This window comes from Arthrobacter sp. 4R501 (genome assembly GCF_002929755.1).
In the GTDB taxonomy this organism is placed as follows: domain Bacteria; phylum Actinomycetota; class Actinomycetes; order Actinomycetales; family Micrococcaceae; genus Arthrobacter.
The window spans coordinates 105,116-122,713 of record NZ_PJIW01000005.1; the positions used below are offsets into that span (position 1 = coordinate 105,116).

Here is a 17,598-nt window from a genome sequence, read left to right on the forward strand (position 1 = left end):
GAATAGGCCAGTGACCACAACCTACAACTGCACGTCCGAGGATCAGCGCGCCCTTGGCCTGGAGCATGCCCAGCGTGCCATCAGCGAAAAGAAGTGCGTGGTGTTCCCCACGGACACGGTCTACGGAATTGCCGCCGACGCCTTTTCGCCGCAGGCCGTCACCATGCTGTTGGCCTCCAAAGGGCGCAGCCGCACCATGCCGCCGCCGGTACTGATTCCCCGGATCAACGCGCTGGACGGCCTGGCCACAGACGTTTCCGGTGATGCCCGCAAGCTCGCCGAGGCGTTCTGGCCAGGGGGACTGACCCTGATCCTGCACGCCCAGCCGTCACTGGACTGGGACCTGGGCGAGACACAGGGAACGGTGGCCCTGCGTATGCCAGCCGACGAGGTAGCCCAGGAACTCCTGACGCTGACCGGTCCGCTGGCCGTCTCCTCCGCCAACCGGACCGGCCAGCCGCCGGCACAGACCGCCGCTGAGGCTCGTGCCCAGCTCGCGGAGTCCGTGGAGGTCTACCTCGAAGGCGGTTTCCGGCCGGTGGAAGGAACCGACGCCGTGCCCTCCACGATCGTGGATGCCACCGGGACGCTCCTGCGCGTCGTGCGCAACGGCGCTGTGTCCCTGGAACAACTCCGGGAGCACGTTCCGGGCGTCTTGGGCCTGGGCGAGATCCCGATGGCTGAGCCCGAGGAAGAATCTGAACCAGTCGCTCTGCCGGCCGAATCAGTAGACGAAGAGCCGGCCGCTGAAGAGCCGGCAGCCGAAGAAGCTGCCGACGAGCCGTCCGCGCCGGTTCGGGAGACTGACGGGTGAGCCTGGCACGCCAGCACATCCCCGTCCTGGGCGTGGACGCCACGCCGCTCAAGGTTGACGACCTGCTTGAGGTGCTGGCGGGGTTCGTCGCCGACGGGACCAAGCGGACCGTCGTCGGACATAACCTGCACAGTGTCACGCTGACACATTCCGACGCAGGGTTTCGTTCCGTCTATGAGGAGAGCGACGTGGTGCTCCTCGATGGGGCGCCAGTGCTCTGGCTGTGGAGCCGGACGGGGAATGCCGTGGGGCCGGTCATGGAGTACCGGCTGGGTTCCACGGACTGGCTGCCGTACCTGGGCAGGGTTACCGGCCTGAAGCGGATGGCGGTGGTTGGCGCCGGCGCCGAGGCGAACGCCTTGGCTGTCGAAAAGCTCCGGAGCCTTGTTCCCGGTGCAACCGTAGCGGGCCTGCCCGGCGAGGGCTGGAACGACGACGTCGAAACGGCTGCTGTGCGCTGGCTCGCAGAGCAGCAACCCCAGCTAGTCCTGCTCGGGTTGGGCATGCCGCTGCAGGAATCAGTGCTGCAGCGCCGGCTCGGCACGCTCCCGCCGGCCATCTACTGCACCGTGGGCGGCGCGATCGAACAGCTGGCCGGAATCCAGAAACTTGCACCTCGATGGCTCGGGAGGCTCGGGCTGGAATGGGCATGGCGCCTGCTGCTGCATCCCCGCCGCGTGGCGTACCGCGTGTTTGGCGAGCCGTGGGTGCTGCTGTGGCTGCTGGCGCGGCGCCGGCTGCGGCGCGTGTCCTAGAACTTCTGATCCTCCAGCCGCGCGAAGCCCTTGGCACGCAGTCCCTTCGAGAAGGAACTTGCCCAGGCAAGCAGTCCCTTCAGGTCACGGCGCTGCGCAAAATAGCCAAGATAGCCGCCGACGTCGGCCACCAGCGACTTAACCCGGAAATAGCGCCGGATCAGGTACCCGCGGTTGCGGTAGTAGTAGTAACGTTTGAACGCCGAATCCGGCACGATCACATGCCATCGTGCACCAAAGACGTGCTTCGTCTCGGAAAACGCATGCGGGTGGGTGATGGCGGTGGTGGTGACCGTGCCGAACCGGATGCCCGCCTTGCGGAGGCGGATGGTGAAGTCCACCTCGTCGCCGCGGATGAAGAGGCGCATGTCCGGCAGGCCCACCTTGAAAAACACGTCGGACCTGATCAGGGCACCGTTGAAGAAGTGTCCGTCGTTGGGTAGGAAACCTACTTTTTCCAGTTCGGCCCGGTCGTGGGTGACTTTCCCGTCCAGCCGGAAGAAGAAGGACAGCCGGTCGGGATGGCCCGGGGCAACCACCAGCGGGACCACGGCTTCAAGGTCGCGGGCCTCAGCCTCACGCAGCAGCGTGGCGAGGCATTCGGGATCTGCCGGCTCGGCGTCGTCGTCCATCATCCAGACCCATTTGGCACCGCTGGCCACCGCCTTCAGCGCGGCGAGGGCAAAGCCGCCTGCTCCGCCGAGGTTTGCTTCGGAACGGACGTAATCAACATTTGTGTGCCGCGCGGCAACTTCGCGTGCGGGGTCCGTGCCGCTGTCGACAAGGCAGATGGTGTCCACTGCCGCGGACTGCGCATTAATGGCGTCCAGCAGGACGGACAGCTCTTTATGACGGTTAAACGTCACGGCGGCAACTGCAACCCGGACGGTCATGGGGATTCCTTTCAGCATGGCCTTCAGGGGATTCCCCGCTCGCAATGCGCCAGTGTGGCGCGAAGCCATGGAGCCGTTGGCGCTAGTATCTTGACTAGAGTCCACTGTAATACAGCCCTGTAAGGCACTGCGTACAAGAAAAAATGCACTGCCTGCTGCGCGCCCGGCGACGGAGAAGTTTCATTTATCGAAAGTCAGATTCCCCGCCAGTGAGCCCATCGATCGAGGACCACCTGTTCGGGCCGCTGTCCATGCCCGTGCGCACCCGCAGGGTTGCGCCGCACACCGACGAAACGGCCGCTATCGCATGATTATGTACCTGCTTATGGGGCTGACGGCTGCCGTCGTGTCCTACGGAGCCACCTGGGGTGCCCGCGTCATCGGGCACCGGCTTGAACTCCACGCCCCCATCCGCAGCCGTGACATGCATACGACGCCGGTGTCCCGGCTGGGAGGTGTGGCCATCTTCCTCGGCGTGCTGGTGGCCCTCCTTGTCGCCAGCCAGTCCTTCTTCGTCAAGGACATCTACCGGAACAACTTCTCGCCATGGGGCGTCCTGGCGGGCGCGGCGCTGATCGTGCTCGTGGGGATCGCGGATGACCTCCTGGACATCCGTTGGTGGGTGAAGCTCCTCGGCCAGAGCGCCGCAGCCCTGGTGGTGGCCATCTGGGGCGTCCGGATGACCATAGTCCCGTGGGTTCCGGAGCCGATCTACCTGGAGAACGAACTGCTCCGGGTGGTGCTGACGGCTGGGCTGATCGTCACCACGATGAACGCCTTCAACTTCATTGACGGCCTCGACGGGCTGGCCGCCGGCGTGGCCATCATCGGCGGAACTGCCTTCTTCTTCACGGCGTACTGGGTGCACCGGAACGCCGTCCTGTTGGACTATTCGGACCTGGCCACCCTGCTCACCGCCGTCGTCGTTGGCAGTTGCATCGGCTTCCTGCCGCACAACTGGTTCCCGTCCAAGATCTTTATGGGCGATTCCGGTGCCATGCTGATCGGCCTGCTGATGGCGGCCGCCGGCATCGTCTCCACAGGCCAGATCAGCTCAGGGCTGTACGACCGCGCCAACGGTATCTCCACAGTCATACCGATTCTGCTGCCGTTCGCCGTGCTGTTCCTCCCACTGCTTGACCTGGGCCTCGCCGTCGTCCGCCGGACAGCGCGGGGACGTTCGCCATGGTCCGCAGACCGCGGCCACCTCCACCACAAGCTGCTGGATATCGGTTACTCGCACCGGACGGCCGTGATCCTGATGTACCTCTGGACCGCCGTCCTGTCCTTCGGGGGATTGGCCTTTGCAGTCTTCCCCTGGCAAGTTGTATTGGCCGCCGACATCTTCGCCACGCTGGTTACGGGCCTGATTACGGCCTGGCCTTACCTGCGCCGCCACAGTGACCAGTCGCCGGCGTAACAGCGTTCGGATATATTTCTATCTCGTGTAGAATTTAGGGGCAGCCCAAGCTGCCCCTCCACCCAGCCCCAGGGCGCCGACGATTGGGATCTTATGACCTCCAACGCCGAACCCGGACGTTCGTCCGGCAGCGGACCCGTTGGTGTTTCCGGTCCCACGCGCTCGCTGTGGCTTCGCCTCCTCGCACTCAGTTCAGCTGCCGGTGCAGGCGCGCTGATTCTGGCAGGCATCCCGGCTGTGATCCTGAACGGCCCCAGCGGCGTTCTGTCCAGTACTTTGGGCGGCCTCCTGGTGATGCTCTTCTTCGCCATCAGTCTTCTCGTGGGCCACTTCGTGGGGCGCAACAACCCCTCTGGTGCCATCGGAATGTTCGCGGCCACCTACTTTGTCAAGGTCGTGGGTTTCGCGGTTGTCCTGTTTGTGATCGGAGCACCTGCCTGGCTTCACGACCGATGGTTCCTGATTGGTGCCGTTGCCACTGTTGTCTTCTGGCAGGCTGCCGAAATCTATGGCTTCAGCAAGGCGCGCCTGCAGATTTACAACGACCCCGAGCCCAAGGAGCCGAACGATGCCTGATCGGAAACGAACAGCGAAAAACGGTTCCTCCGTGCCCAAGAACGCTGCGCCCACGCCGGGGGTGTCGGCCGAAAACAACGACGGCGGATACAACGCCGGAATGGCCGTCTTTAGCTACATTATTGGCGGAATCATCGTCTGGAGTTTGATAGGGTGGGGTCTGGATTATCTGTGGGGAACCCGCTGGATCGTGCTCGCAGGCGCTCTGCTTGGAGCTCTCGGAGGTTTCTATCTTTCCCACATGCATGGCCTTACCAGTTCCAGAACCACGGCAGGTAAGAGCGGCGCAGACAGCGGCCCGTCCGCGGACGGAAACACAAATGCCAAATAATTTCACAGGGGGAGCTGCGGAGCACAATTCCGCGGGTCCTCGACCAACGCCCAATGATGGACACTGCAGAGAGGAAACGCGTTGATCGCGCTTGCGCTCCCGGCCCAAGATTCAGGAGAGTTCAATCCTCCTGGAATTGAAGAAATGCACCTGCCGGCAATCCTGCCGTGGGGGGTGGCTGACGGATTCTCCAAGCAGATGCTGCTGGTAATCCTGTCGGTCGTCATTATCGCCACATTCTTTCTGCTAGCTGCGCGGAAGCAGCAGCTTGTTCCCGGCAAGCTCCAGTTCGCTGGTGAAATGGCTTATGGCTTTGTCCGAAACGGCATTGCAAAAGACATTATCGGCGGCAAAGACTTCATGAAGTATGTCCCGCTGTTGTTCAGCCTTTTCTTCTTCATTCTGGTGAACAACATCTACGGCGCCATTCCCGTGATCCAGCTCCCGAGCTTCTCGCACGTTGGCGGCGCCTATGTCCTCGCGGGCATTGTGTACGTCACCTGGATTGCCATCGGCATCAAGAAGAACGGCTTGAAGTATTTCAAGCTGGCCACCGTGCCGTCCGGCGTCCCGGTCTACATTCTCCCGATTGTGATCCCGATCGAGATCATCTCGAACTTCCTGGTCCGGCCGGTCACACACAGCCTCCGTCTCTTTGCCACCATGCTGGCAGGGCACTTGATCGTCATGATCGCCGGTTCAGGCATTGAGTTCCTGGTGATGCAGGAGAACATCCTGCTCAAGGGAACCTCCCTTCTGGTCATCGCCGGCGCAGTTGCCATGTACATGCTGGAAGCACTGATCATGGCCCTGCAGGCCTACGTCTTCACGCTGCTGACCGCCATTTACATCGAAGGCGCACTGCACGCGGACAGCCACTAGGCACCCACAAACTTCCCCTCACGGGGATGAAGCAACCCAAACAACCTGCCACATGGGTGGCATCTTGAAAGGAAGAAAAATGGAAGGCACCATCAACGGCTCCCTCAACCTCATCGGCTACGGACTGTCCGCAATCGGCGGTGGTATCGGTGTTGGTCTCGTGTTCGCTGCTTACATCAACGGCGTAGCACGTCAGCCGGAAGCCCAGCGCGTCCTGCAGCCGATCGCATTCCTCGGCCTCGCGCTGACTGAAGCCCTCGCCATCCTCGGCCTGGTCTTCGCTTTCGTTCTCTAGTCTGACTTCAGAACCAAGCGAACATCCAGAACCGAGTAGAAAAGGACGGGTGAATTATGAACCAGGTGATCATCTCAGCTGCCACAGCGGGCGAGACTAACCCACTGGTACCCAACGTCTGGGAAATGGGCGTTGTCCTCGCCGGCTTTGCTGTCCTCATGTTCATCGTGGTCAAGTTCGTTGTCCCGATGTTCGAGAAGACGTTTGCAGAGCGCGCTGAGGCAATCGAAGGCGGCATTGCCAAGGCTGAAAAGGCCCAGGCAGAAGCATCAGCCGCCCTCGAAGAATACAAGCAGCAGCTTACGGACGCCCGCGCGGAAGCTAACCGCATCCGCGAGGAAGCCCGTGCTGAAGGCGCCCAGATCCTTGCAGATCTGAAGGAAAAGGCTGCCGCTGAGTCTGCCCGCATCACGGCACAGGCACACGTGCAGATCGAATCGGAGCGCCAGGCCGCAGTTGTGTCCCTGCGCTCCGAGGTAGGCACGCTGGCCACCACGCTGGCAGGCCGCATCGTTGGCGAAGCACTCAACGATGACGAGCGTTCCGCCCGTGTTGTTGACCGCTTCCTGGCAGATCTGGAGAACCAGAACGCAGGTGCAGCTAAGTAATGTCAGGTGTATCGAGCGAATCGCTGACCACGGCGCTGACCCAACTGGAAGCAAAGCTTCCGTTGGCCTCGCTGCAGTTGGCTAAGGAACTCTTCGGAATCCTGGGAACGGTGGACAGCTCGGCTGGCTTGCGCCGCGCCCTGACTGACCCTTCCCGCACCGGTGACGAAAAGTCGGCGCTTGTCAGGCAGCTTGTTGGCGGAAAAGTCTCCGCTGAGGCTGCGGACATCGCGGGCGGACTGGCCAGTTCACGCTGGGCATCGGCCCGAGATATCGGCGATGCACTCGAGACGCTTGCCGCAACGGTGGTTATCGCTGTTGCTGAAAACAAGTCGGCCGTTTCTGCCTCCGGGATCTCTGGGCTGGAAGAGCTGGAGAACGATCTGTTCTCCTTCAACCAGGCCGTTGCCTCCAACCACGAGGTACAACGTGCTCTGTCGGAGCCGCAGGCCAGTGCTGCAGCGAAGACCGCGTTGGCGCAGAAGCTGCATCCCGGCGCAGGCGAGGAAGCAAAAGTCCTCATCGCGCAGGCAGTTTCCCAGCCCCGCGGCATCAAGGCGACTCGGCTCGTAGCCCGGTTCGCCGAGCTGGCAGCCAAACGGCAGCAGCGCTGGATTGCAACGGTCAGCGTCACCCGTCCCTTGACGGAGACGCAGTTCGCCCGCCTCCAGGCAGGGCTTAATTCCCTGTACGGTCGCGAGCTCAAGATCAACCTCACCGTTGATCCTGAACTGATCGGCGGAATCCGTGTCCAGGTGGGTGACGAAGTGCTCGACGCTTCGGTTATCACCCGGCTGGGACAGCTTCACCGCCAACTGGCCGGATAGCCGGACAAGCACAACTTAACGAAACGAAACCCCGGTCATCGTGAGCAACGATGATCACGAAAACAGGAGAGCAGGGACTGCAGATGGCCGAATTGACCATCAACGCCGACGACGTCCGTATTGCGTTGAACGAGTTCGCGGCGTCCTACGAACCCGGAAACGCTGAGCGCGTAGAGGTTGGCCGTGTAACAACCGCAGGTGACGGCATCGCCCGTGTTGAGGGCCTTCCCTCGGTCATGGCGAACGAGCTGCTTCGCTTCGAAGACGGCACCCTGGGCCTGGCCCAGAACCTCGACGTCCGCGAGATCGGTGTCATCGTACTCGGTGACTTCACCGGAATCGAAGAGGGCCAGGAAGTCCACCGCACCGGGCAGGTTCTGTCCGTACCGGTAGGCGACGCCTTCCTCGGCCGCGTGGTTGACCCCTTGGGCCAGCCCATCGACGACCTCGGCGAAATCAAGACCACCGAAACCCGTGCACTGGAACTCCAGGCGCCCGGCGTAACCCAGCGTAAGTCGGTCCACGAACCGATGCAGACCGGTCTGAAGGCTATCGACGCCATGATCCCGATCGGCCGCGGTCAGCGTCAGCTGATCATCGGTGACCGCCAGACCGGCAAGTCGGCTATCGCCATCGACACCATCATCAACCAGAAGGCCAACTGGGCTTCCGGCGATGTGACCAAGCAGGTGCGTTGCATCTACGTGGCAATCGGTCAGAAGGCATCCACCATCGCGGCCGTCCGTCAGACCCTTGAGGACAACGGCGCACTGGAATACACCACCATTGTGGCTTCCCCCGCGTCTGACCCCGCAGGCTTCAAGTACTTGGCACCGTACGCCGGTTCGGCCATCGGCCAGCACTGGATGTACGGCGGCAAGCACGTCCTCATCGTGTTCGATGACCTCTCCAAGCAGGCCGAGGCCTACCGTGCAGTTTCACTGCTGCTGCGCCGCCCGCCGGGACGCGAAGCCTACCCGGGCGACGTCTTCTACTTGCACTCCCGCCTGCTGGAGCGTTGTGCCAAGCTCTCCGACGAGCTCGGTGCCGGCTCGATGACCGGCCTGCCGCTCATCGAAACCAAGGCAAACGACGTCTCTGCCTACATCCCGACCAACGTGATCTCCATTACCGATGGCCAGATCTTCCTGCAGTCGGACCTCTTCAACGCCAACCAGCGTCCGGCCGTCGACGTGGGTGTCTCTGTGTCTCGCGTGGGTGGTGCTGCGCAGGTCAAGTCCATGAAGAAGGTCTCCGGTACGTTGAAGCTGGAATTGGCCCAGTACCGTGACATGCAGGCTTTCGCCATGTTCGCATCGGACCTCGACGCCGCTTCGCGCCAGCAGCTGACCCGCGGCGCGCGCCTGATGGAACTGCTCAAGCAGGGCCAGTACTCACCGTTCCCGATCGAGAACCAGGTTGTGTCCATCTGGGCAGGTACCAACGGCCACCTCGACGAGGTTCCGGTTGAGGACATCAACCGCTTCGAGACCGAATTCCTGGAGCACCTCAAGCACAAGTCCTCCATCCTGACCACGCTGGCGCAGACCAACGTTATGGACGATGACACCGCTGAAGCACTGAAGACCGCGATTGTGGCCTTCAAAAAGGGCTTCTTCGGTGAAGGTGACAACCGCCTGGTAGGCGCCGGCCACGAGGAGCCCGAAGCTATCTCGGAAGCCGATGTAGACCAGGAAAAGATCGTCAAGCAGAAGCGCTAGTTTCGCTGGCAGGGACTGCCGGAACCCAGAGGTTCCGGCAGTCCCGGCCATCGGGATCTTAGGAAAGGAAAAGTATGGGAGCCCAGATTCGGGTCTACCGCCAGAAGATCAGCTCGACCACGTCGATGCGCAAGATCTTCAAAGCGATGGAACTGATCGCTACCTCGCGCATTGGCAAGGCCCGCGCACGCGTAGCGGCTTCACTGCCTTACGCAAACGCCATTACGCGTGCCGTTTCTGCTGTCGCAAGCCAGAGCGAAATCGACCACCCGTTGGTCACCGAGCCGGCACAAATCCGACGGGCAGCCGTCCTGGTCATCAGCGCGGACCGCGGCCTTGCAGGATCCTACTCGGCGACAGTGCTGAAGCAGGCGGTTGGTCTCACCGAGCTGCTCCACGAGGAGGGCAAAGAAGTCCAGACGTACGTAATGGGCCGCAAGGCTCAGGCGTACTTCGACTTCCGCAACCTTTCTTACGAGCGCGTGTGGACCGGCAACACCGATGCGCCGGAGTTTGGAACCGCACGTGAAGTCGGCGCGGCATTGCTCGAAGCCTTCGCGACAGACTATGAAGAGGGCGGCGTCGACGAGATCCATGTTGTTTACACCCGCTTCAAGTCCATGGTGACGCAGGAGCCGACGGTTATCCGTTTGCTTCCGCTTGAGGTTGTCGAAGAGCAGGCTGCGTCCGAGTCGGACCTCCTGCCGCTCTACGAATTCGAGCCGGAAGCGGAGCAGGTTCTTGATGCCCTGCTCCCGCGCTACATCGAGTCACGCATTTTCGCCGCCATGTTGCAGGCCGCAGCTTCCGAGCTCGCAGCCCGCCAGCGGGCGATGAAGTCCGCTGGTGACAATGCCACGGACCTCATCAAGAAGTACACGCGTCTGCGCAACACTGCCCGTCAGGCTGAAATTACGCAGGAGCTTTCCGAAATCGTTGCCGGTGCCGACGCCTTGAACGCGTCCTAGCCTGCACGGTCCGGTCCAGCTGTACCTGCACTAAAGAACAAATTTAAACCCCACGCCATCTACTGAGTGAAGTGAGAGAGATGACTGCCACTGCTACCGAACACGTAGCCGCAACGTCCGGTGCCACCGGCCGTATTGCACGTGTTATTGGCCCGGTTGTCGACGTCGAATTCCCGGCTGACGCAATCCCCTCGATTTACAACGCCCTCACCACGGAGATAACCCTCAACGGTGAGACCAAGACCATCACGTTCGAGGTTGCCCTGCACCTGGGCGACAACCTCATCCGCGCCATCGCACTGCAGGCTACCGACGGACTCGTCCGCGGCACCAACGTAGTGGACAGCGGTTCTCCGATCACCGTGCCTGTGGGCGACGGCGTCAAGGGCCACATCTTCAACGTCCTCGGCAAGCCGCTGGACGTTGACGAGTCCGAGATCCAGGCTGCGGACTACTGGCCGATCCACCGCAAGGCGCCGGCTTTCGCAACGCTTGAAGGCTCCACCGAGATGCTGGAAACCGGCATCAAGGTCATCGACCTTCTCACCCCGTATATCAAGGGTGGAAAGATCGGCCTGTTCGGCGGCGCCGGCGTGGGCAAGACGGTTCTGATCCAGGAAATGATCACCCGTGTGGCCCGTAACTTCGGTGGTACCTCGGTATTCGCCGGTGTTGGCGAGCGTACCCGTGAAGGCAACGACCTCTGGGTTGAAATGGAAGAGGCAGGCGTCCTCAAGGACACCGCCCTTGTATTCGGCCAGATGGATGAGCCGCCGGGAACGCGTCTGCGTGTTGCGCTGTCCGCCCTAACCATGGCGGAGTACTTCCGCGATGTGCAGAACCAGGACGTGCTGCTCTTCATCGACAACATCTTCCGCTTCACCCAGGCAGGCTCCGAGGTTTCCACCCTCCTTGGCCGCATGCCGTCGGCCGTGGGCTACCAGCCCAACCTGGCTGACGAGATGGGTCTCCTCCAGGAGCGCATCACTTCCACCAAGGGCCACTCGATCACCTCGATGCAGGCCATCTACGTTCCCGCAGATGACTACACCGACCCGGCCCCGGCCACGACCTTCGCACACCTCGACGCAACCACGGAACTTTCCCGTGAAATTGCTTCCCGTGGTCTGTACCCGGCCGTTGACCCGCTGACGTCGACGTCCCGCATCCTGGACCCGCAGTACATCGGTCAGGACCACTACAACACGGCTGTCCGTGTGAAGCAGATCCTGCAGAAGAACAAGGAACTCCAGGACATCATCGCCATCCTTGGTGTTGACGAACTGTCGGAAGAGGACAAGATCGTCGTGTCGCGTGCACGCCGTATCCAGCAGTTCCTCTCCCAGAACACCTACACCGCCAAGCAGTTCACCGGCGTCGAGGGCTCCACCGTGACCATCAAGGACACGGTTGAAGGCTTCACCGCTATCTGCGACGGCGAACTTGACCACGTTGCAGAGCAGGCGTTCTTCAACGTCGGCGGCCTGGACGATGTCGAGCGCCAGTGGGCCAAGATCCAGGAACAGACCAAGTAATATGGCTGAGCTTGAGGTTGAGATTGTCGCAGCGGATCACTTCGTGTGGTCCGGAGCGGCCAAGATGGTCAAGGCCCGCACCAGCGATGGTGAGATCGGAATCCTGCCCGGCCACTCGCCCCTGCTGGCGATCCTGGCCGAAGGTGAACTGGCCATTGAGCCGGTTTCCGGGAACCGCATTGCCGTGGCTGTTGACGGCGGATTCTTCTCCGTCGACAACAACCGCGTGGTGATTGTTGCTGACAACGCCCAACTGGGTGACGCGGCGACTGCTGGGATCCGCTAGCACGACCCTGATGGACGCTCCGACTCTTACGTTCATCGCCTTGGCAATCGTTTTCGGATTGCTGGTTTTCGCACTGTGCCTTTCTGGGGTGCGCCGCTTCAATCTGCGGCGCGCCCTGGGCACGGTGGACGCCTCCATTTGCATTGCTGGAAACAGCTGGCAGATGGGGGTTTGTCGTTACCAGGACAACGACCTTGAATGGTTCCGCCTGCTATCCCTGAGCGTGCGCCCCAAACACAAGTTCAAACGCAGCTCCCTGGAGCTGCTGGGCCGCCGCAAACCCACCGAGGCCGAGGCCGTGAAGGTCCAGCCCGACGTCGTGATTGTCGAGCTGCGCTACGAAGGCCAGGATCTGCGGCTGGCCATGAAATTCGATGCCTACACGGGACTGTCCTCCTGGCTGGAAGCCGGGCCGGTCATCGGTGTGGGTACCTGGCGCTAGCCACGTGGACTGGATTGCTGATATCCGGTTGACCGACGGACCGGTGTACTGGGCCGCCTGGGTCCTTGGTGCCGCCGCCGCACTGTCCCTGGTCTGGCCCCCGCGCGCCCTTGGCCGCCGCCGCTGGTTCCTGAGCGTTGCCGCCGCATCGGCCGCCGCCGCCGTCGTGGTGCTCCTGGTCCATTGGGTCCTCATCTACTGGGCCTCAACCTTTCCCGAAGAACTGCCGTTCGACGTCTTGGCCTGGGTGTTTGCGGCCGTTGCCGCCCTCCTGCTGGTGTTGCTCCGGCTCCCCACGGCGTCGTGGCGTCGCCGAGCGCTGGATGTGCTCGCCCTCCTGGCCGTGGTGCTCCTGGCCGCTGTGCAGATCAACGCGTATTTCGGCCTCAACCGGACAATTGCGGACATGACAGGAACGGCGCTGAGCCGCATCCCGGCCCTGGAACAGAAGCTGATGCGCCAGCCGGACAACCCTGCCACGCCCCTGGACGGATGGAAACCTGCCAATGAGATCCCTGCCGACGGCGTTGTTCGCACCGCGTCCATCCCAGGAACGTCCTCGGGCCTCCAGGCACGCGACTCGTACATCTACCTGCCACCGGCCTACTTTGCTTCGAACCGTCCCAGCCTTCCGGTGCTGCTTCTGGTGCCCGGCCAGCCCGGCGGCCCTGCCGACTGGTTGACCGGCGGGTCGCTCCCGGCACGCATGGACACTTTCGCCGCCCGGCACGGGGGAGTGGCGCCAGTTGTGGTGGTGGTTGATCCCAACGGCAACCAGTCAGCGAACAATCTCTGCATGGACAGCGCCATCGCCCAGGCAGACACTTACCTCGCAGTGGACGTGCCGGCATGGATCTCGGGAACGTTGGACGTGGACCCCGACCACCGGAAATGGGCCATCGGCGGTTTCAGTTTTGGTGCCACCTGCGGAGTTCAGATGGCCACCCGCCACCCGGAGCTGTACACGGGTGTTCTCGCCTTTTCCAGCGAGAGCGAGCCTGCGCTGGCCAAGGAACGCCAGAAAACTGTTGATGCGGCCTTCCACGGCGACACCGCTGCCTTTGATGCCCAGATACCGCTGACGCTGTTGAAGGAGCGCAAATATCCTGGCAGCGTGGCGTATTTCGCGGCCGGGGCCACAGATCCGGAGTTCGTGGCAAATTTGCGGACCCTTGAGGAGGCGGCCCGCGGGGCAGGTTTCACCGTGGGCTCGGACGTGGTGGCACACACCGGCCATTCGTGGGACGTGCTGACTCCCGGCATGGACAATGGGCTTGAGCTGCTGGCCGCACACTGGGGGTGGGCCAGATGAGGGAAGCTGGCGAAACCCGTGCGCCGGCCCTGCTCTGGTCAGCCGTCCTGCTTCCGGCTGTCCGAAGAATGTGGGGCTACCTGCGGTCGGTGCCACTGACCCTCAGTATCCTCGGTATTTTCCTGTTGGTCGGGGCGGCAACCGGCAGCTTCCTCAGCGGGCCGCCGGAGGACCTTCTATCTGTCGCAGGCGTCAGCGCCCCTGGTCTGAAGGCCGGCAACTGGTGGTCCCTGGTGACGTCACTGTTCTTTGCCACCAACCCGCTGGCCTATCTGGTGGCGTCCCTTATGATCCTATTGCTGCTGGGCCTGGCCGAGAGGCATCTTGGGCCACTTCAGGCCGCAGCGTTTTTCCTCGGTGGCCAGTTTGCTGCCGTTACAGTCTTTCTGCTCCTGACCCAGTTGGCGAGGTTTGCGGGAGACGGCTGGCTGGGACTGATGGCGGACTACAGCCTGATCGGACCCTACGCCGCCGTCCTGGCGGCTTCGCTGGCAGCGAGCGGCAGGATTCCGGTCCTGTGGCGGCGCCGGTTGCGGACGGGGCTGCTCTCGGTGTCGCTCCTGCTGGTCCTGTATGTGGGGCATGCCGAGACCGTCATCGGCCTGGTTGGTGCAGCGGTAGGACTCGCGGCCAGCTGGTGGAACCAGAACGACCACGGCCAGCTTCACCCGCCCCGTTCGAGTGGCAGGGAAACCAGGAACCTGCTGGCCCTGACGGTTGCCGTGTTCGCCGTGGGCCCTATCCTTACCGCCGTTGCCCGGACGCCCACCGGCCCGCTGGCGCTGCTCCGGGACGTGGTGCTGAATCCCATGCCCACACTGGGCCAGCTTGAAGCAAACTGCGGAGCAACAGTGGAGGCATCCTGCCTGGAGGTGGGGCGGACGGGCTTCGCGGGACCCTTTGGCCTCGCCCTGGCAGTAGTGCCGGTGGTTCTGCTCCTCATCTGTGCTGACGGAATGCGCCGCGGCCGCCGCATGGCACTGCGCATCACGTTGGCCCTTCAGTTGGCGGTCACGGCGATGGCCGCCGTCTACCTGGCCCTGTTCGCGCTGATCCCGCACTATCCCGCGCGGCCGCATACGGCCGCCATGGGTTCGGGTTTTGCCCACATCCTGCCTTTGGTGATCGTCCCGCTGCTGCTGGCGGTCCTGCTCTGGGTTAACCGCCGCCAGTTCCGCGTCGAGACGATTCCAGCCGCCCGTCGTCGGCTCCTGACGGTGGTAGGTGGCGTCTGGCTCCTCCTGGCCGGGAGCTACGCCCTGGCCTGGTTTGCCGCTGGGGGAATGACGCGCGACGGCGGCCTGCTGGGCTTGCTGGCTGAACTGTCCAGGCAGTATCTGCCGGTTCCACTGCCGAATCTCTACCACCGGGTCTTTGCCGAACGGGACGGCCTCGAGTCCCTGATTTTTGGTTATTCCGGACCGGTCTTCTGGCTCGTTGCGTTGGCCGGCGTCTGGTCCGTGCTCCTGGGCCGGCATCATGGCAGCGATTCGGGCCACGACGACAGGGCCGCGGCCCGGAAGCTGTTGCATGAGGGCGGAGATTCACTGTCGTGGATGGCCCTCTGGGAGCCCAACCGGTACTGGTTCAGCCCGGATGCACGCGGCGCGGTCGCCTACCAGCTGCACGGCAGTGTTGCCCTGACGCTGGCCGGCCCCTTCGGTGCGGCCGACTCCCGTCAGCGGACTGCCGAAGGGTTTCTTTCCTACTGCGGCAACCGCGCGCTCGTCCCGGCCTTCTACTCGTGCGATGACACGCTGTGGCCCCTGCTGCAGGACCGGGGCTTCCAGCGCGTGTCGGTGGCGCAGGAGACCAGGCTGTCCGTCCGGCAACTTGAATTCACGGGCAAGGAATGGCAGAACGTCAGGACTGCCCGCAACCGCGCCGCCAAGATGGGCGTCAAAGCCGTCTGGGGTACGTACCACGGGCTTCCGTCCGCCCTGCGTGCCCGGCTCAGCGAAGTGTCGGAGGAATGGGCGGCAGGAAAATCAGTTCCGGAAATGGGATTCACGCTGGGCGGCATGGATGAGCTGATGGACGACGAAGTGCTGTGCTGCCTGGCCGTGGATGGCGACGGCCACGTGCACGGGGTCACCAGCTGGTTGCCCGTTTACGACGGCGGGACGCTGGTCAGCCGCACACTGGACGTTATGCGCCGGGGTGCTGACGGATTCCCCGGGGTGATGGAGTTCCTCATTGCTTCGGCGGTCTTGGAGTTGCGCGAATCCGTGGAGGTGATCTCGCTCTCCGGGTCCCCGCTCGCCAGCCGGCCCGGCGACGAAACGCCGGGCAAGCCGGTGCCGGCAGAGAACCTCGTCCGCATCCTCGATGTGGTGGGCCACGCGCTCGAACCGGTCTACGGATTCCGGTCCCTGGCGGCTTTTAAATCACGCTTCAAACCCGAGTACCGAACCCTTTACCTGTATTACCAGGATCCGCTGCAGTTGCCGGCGATCGGACGGGCGCTCACTCGGGCCTATTTGCCCGGCCTTTCGCTGCGGCAGGGGGCACGGCTGGTCCGGGGCCTGGTGGGCCAGGGAAGCTGATCCTCACAGCGGCGCGAACGATTTGCGACTGGAAGTCACGGTGGACGATGACATCGCGGACAAGGAAAAGATCCCCGGCACGGATGCCGGGGATCTTTTCTTCGCTGGAGGCCACGCAGATGGCGGCCGCCGGGCGGGGGACTAGACCAGCGTTACGCCGGTAGCCTGGGGGCCCTTGGCACCCTGACCGATTTCGAACTGAACGCGCTGGTTCTCGTCGAGGGTCTTGAAGCCACCGGTCTGGATTTCCGAGTAGTGAACGAAGACATCGCCATCGGAGTCATCCGGGGTGATGAAGCCGAAGCCCTTTTCAGCGTTGAACCACTTGACGGTTCCCTGTGCCATTTATTTCTCCTCATTATGGAACTTGTCTAAGTTCGGCACACCTCGTGCCGGACTCGGTCACTCCGCGAGAAGAATCCTTCAATGCCGTTCCTGGGAACCTGCGCTGCAGGAGCTTCGCGCTCGCAACATGTCTTGCGAGCATGAAAAACACCTACACAAAGACTGGTCTAAGAATTTCACGCCGATTCCGTCAGGTCAACGGTCTGAACGGCCAATACGGCAAATTTTGCGTATAAGAAGGATGAATCCCCCTGTCAGGGGGCCGAAGGCGTCACCGGTGCAGATATCCGGCGTCAGAAAAGCGGAACTCGGCGTCATAAAAGGCGGATAGCGGGCCTCAGAAAAGCCGGGAGTCGCTGTCGTCCACGCCGCGCATGGCGTCGTAGTCCAGCGTGATGCAGTCGATGCCGCGGTCGTTGGCCAGCACCTTGGCCTGCGGCTTGATCTGCTGGGCAGCGAAGATGCCACGGACCGGGGCCAGCAGCGGATCGCGGTTCAGGAGTTCAAGGTAGCGCGTGAGCTGCTCCACGCCGTCAATGTCGCCCCGCCGCTTCAGTTCGATGGCCACGGTGGCCCCGCTGGCGTCACGGGCCAGGATGTCCACCGGGCCGATGGCGGTGAAGTACTCGCGGCGAATGAGCGAAAAGCCTGAACCCAGAGTCTCGATCTGATCGGCAAGCAGGCGCTGGAGGTCAGCTTCGACGCCGTCCTTGATGAGACCGGGGTCCACTCCAAGGTCGTGGGCGGACTCGTGCAGCTGCTCGTGGATGTTGATGATCAGGCGGTCATCGGTCTTGGCGGACTGGACGGTCCACTGTTCCGTGACGCCAAGCTCCAGGTCAATGTCCTCCGGCGAGGACACCCGCAGGGTGGCGGGCGGGCTCATCCAGTTCAGCGGCTTATAGGAGCCGCCGTCGGAATGAACCAGCACCGAGCCGTCGGCCTTGACCAGCAGGAGCCTGGTGGCAAGGGGGAGATGGGCTTTGAGCCGGCCAACATAATCAACTGAACATCGGGCTATGACAAGTCGCACGCCGTACAC

Annotated in this window: 19 protein-coding genes; 16 read left to right on the forward strand and 3 right to left on the reverse strand. The window is 62.8% G+C overall.

Features of this window, described 5'->3' with window-relative positions; translation table 11 throughout:
- Positions 1 to 10: 10 nt before the first annotated feature.
- Positions 11 to 814 carry an L-threonylcarbamoyladenylate synthase gene (locus tag CXR02_RS06035; protein WP_104061166.1) on the forward strand — a complete coding sequence of 268 codons (804 nt, stop codon included), beginning with the start codon at positions 11 to 13 and terminating at the stop codon, positions 812 to 814.
- Positions 811 to 1,569 (forward strand): WecB/TagA/CpsF family glycosyltransferase, encoded by a 759-nt coding sequence (locus CXR02_RS06040; protein WP_104061167.1) that lies wholly within the window; start codon positions 811 to 813, stop codon positions 1,567 to 1,569. The genes CXR02_RS06035 and CXR02_RS06040 overlap by 4 nt, the downstream gene beginning before the upstream one ends.
- Here the strand turns inward: CXR02_RS06040 and CXR02_RS06045 are convergent.
- Positions 1,566 to 2,462 (reverse strand): glycosyltransferase, encoded by an 897-nt coding sequence (locus CXR02_RS06045; RefSeq protein WP_104061168.1) that lies wholly within the window; start codon positions 2,460 to 2,462, stop codon positions 1,566 to 1,568. The genes CXR02_RS06040 and CXR02_RS06045 overlap by 4 nt on opposite strands.
- Positions 2,463 to 2,769: 307 nt before the next feature.
- Here CXR02_RS06045 and CXR02_RS06050 point away from each other — a divergent pair, with 307 nt between their 5' ends.
- From CXR02_RS06050 to CXR02_RS06115, 14 genes are all read left to right on the forward strand, one after another.
- Entirely contained in the window at positions 2,770 to 3,882 is a 1,113-nt protein-coding gene (locus CXR02_RS06050) for an MraY family glycosyltransferase (protein ID WP_104061169.1), read from the forward strand.
- A gap of 93 nt (positions 3,883 to 3,975) precedes the next feature.
- A complete protein-coding gene (locus CXR02_RS06055; protein ID WP_056349423.1) occupies positions 3,976 to 4,458 on the forward strand; it encodes a hypothetical protein in 483 nt (160 codons plus the stop codon).
- Positions 4,451 to 4,789 (forward strand): hypothetical protein, encoded by a 339-nt coding sequence (locus tag CXR02_RS06060; RefSeq protein WP_227008120.1) that lies wholly within the window; start codon positions 4,451 to 4,453, stop codon positions 4,787 to 4,789. Before CXR02_RS06055 ends, CXR02_RS06060 begins: the two co-directional genes overlap by 8 nt.
- Before the next feature lie 81 nt (positions 4,790 to 4,870).
- Positions 4,871 to 5,671: a F0F1 ATP synthase subunit A gene (gene atpB, locus CXR02_RS06065; protein WP_056349417.1), complete on the forward strand. Its 801-nt coding sequence runs from the start codon at positions 4,871 to 4,873 to the stop codon at positions 5,669 to 5,671.
- A 79-nt stretch (positions 5,672 to 5,750) separates the two neighbouring features.
- Positions 5,751 to 5,966 (forward strand): ATP synthase F0 subunit C, encoded by a 216-nt coding sequence (gene atpE / locus CXR02_RS06070; RefSeq protein ID WP_056349415.1) that lies wholly within the window; start codon positions 5,751 to 5,753, stop codon positions 5,964 to 5,966.
- A gap of 56 nt (positions 5,967 to 6,022) precedes the next feature.
- The gene (locus tag CXR02_RS06075) at positions 6,023 to 6,574 is read left to right on the forward strand and encodes a F0F1 ATP synthase subunit B (protein WP_056349412.1); all 552 of its coding nucleotides are present in this window, start codon (positions 6,023 to 6,025) and stop codon (positions 6,572 to 6,574) included.
- Positions 6,574 to 7,401, forward strand: a complete 828-nt coding sequence (locus tag CXR02_RS06080; protein ID WP_104061170.1) for a F0F1 ATP synthase subunit delta — start codon at positions 6,574 to 6,576, stop codon at positions 7,399 to 7,401. Before CXR02_RS06075 ends, CXR02_RS06080 begins: the two co-directional genes overlap by 1 nt.
- An 83-nt stretch (positions 7,402 to 7,484) precedes the next feature.
- Positions 7,485 to 9,122, forward strand: a complete 1,638-nt coding sequence (gene atpA / locus CXR02_RS06085; protein ID WP_104061171.1) for a F0F1 ATP synthase subunit alpha — start codon at positions 7,485 to 7,487, stop codon at positions 9,120 to 9,122.
- Between the two features lie 74 nt (positions 9,123 to 9,196).
- Positions 9,197 to 10,090 carry a F0F1 ATP synthase subunit gamma gene (locus CXR02_RS06090; RefSeq protein ID WP_104061172.1) on the forward strand — a complete coding sequence of 298 codons (894 nt, stop codon included), beginning with the start codon at positions 9,197 to 9,199 and terminating at the stop codon, positions 10,088 to 10,090.
- Positions 10,091 to 10,170: 80 nt separating this feature from the next.
- Entirely contained in the window at positions 10,171 to 11,625 is a 1,455-nt protein-coding gene (gene atpD / locus CXR02_RS06095) for a F0F1 ATP synthase subunit beta (protein WP_056349403.1), read from the forward strand.
- A gap of 1 nt (position 11,626) precedes the next feature.
- Complete coding sequence (locus CXR02_RS06100; RefSeq protein ID WP_056349400.1) at positions 11,627 to 11,911, forward strand: F0F1 ATP synthase subunit epsilon; 285 nt, start codon at positions 11,627 to 11,629, stop codon at positions 11,909 to 11,911.
- A gap of 10 nt (positions 11,912 to 11,921) precedes the next feature.
- Entirely contained in the window at positions 11,922 to 12,353 is a 432-nt protein-coding gene (locus tag CXR02_RS06105) for a DUF2550 domain-containing protein (RefSeq protein ID WP_058932019.1), read from the forward strand.
- Positions 12,354 to 12,357: 4 nt separating this feature from the next.
- A complete protein-coding gene (locus tag CXR02_RS06110; RefSeq protein WP_104061173.1) occupies positions 12,358 to 13,665 on the forward strand; it encodes an alpha/beta hydrolase family protein in 1,308 nt (435 codons plus the stop codon).
- Positions 13,662 to 16,211 carry a bifunctional lysylphosphatidylglycerol flippase/synthetase MprF gene (locus tag CXR02_RS06115; RefSeq protein ID WP_104061288.1) on the forward strand — a complete coding sequence of 850 codons (2,550 nt, stop codon included), beginning with the start codon at positions 13,662 to 13,664 and terminating at the stop codon, positions 16,209 to 16,211. The genes CXR02_RS06110 and CXR02_RS06115 overlap by 4 nt, the downstream gene beginning before the upstream one ends.
- A gap of 141 nt (positions 16,212 to 16,352) precedes the next feature.
- On the opposite strand, the gene CXR02_RS06120 is transcribed toward CXR02_RS06115, so the two are convergent.
- Complete coding sequence (locus tag CXR02_RS06120) at positions 16,353 to 16,556, reverse strand: cold-shock protein (RefSeq protein WP_011692441.1); 204 nt, start codon at positions 16,554 to 16,556, stop codon at positions 16,353 to 16,355.
- Positions 16,557 to 16,893: 337 nt separating this feature from the next.
- Positions 16,894 to 17,589 (reverse strand): endonuclease NucS, encoded by a 696-nt coding sequence (nucS, locus tag CXR02_RS06125; protein WP_104061289.1) that lies wholly within the window; start codon positions 17,587 to 17,589, stop codon positions 16,894 to 16,896.
- Positions 17,590 to 17,598 lie beyond the last annotated feature (9 nt).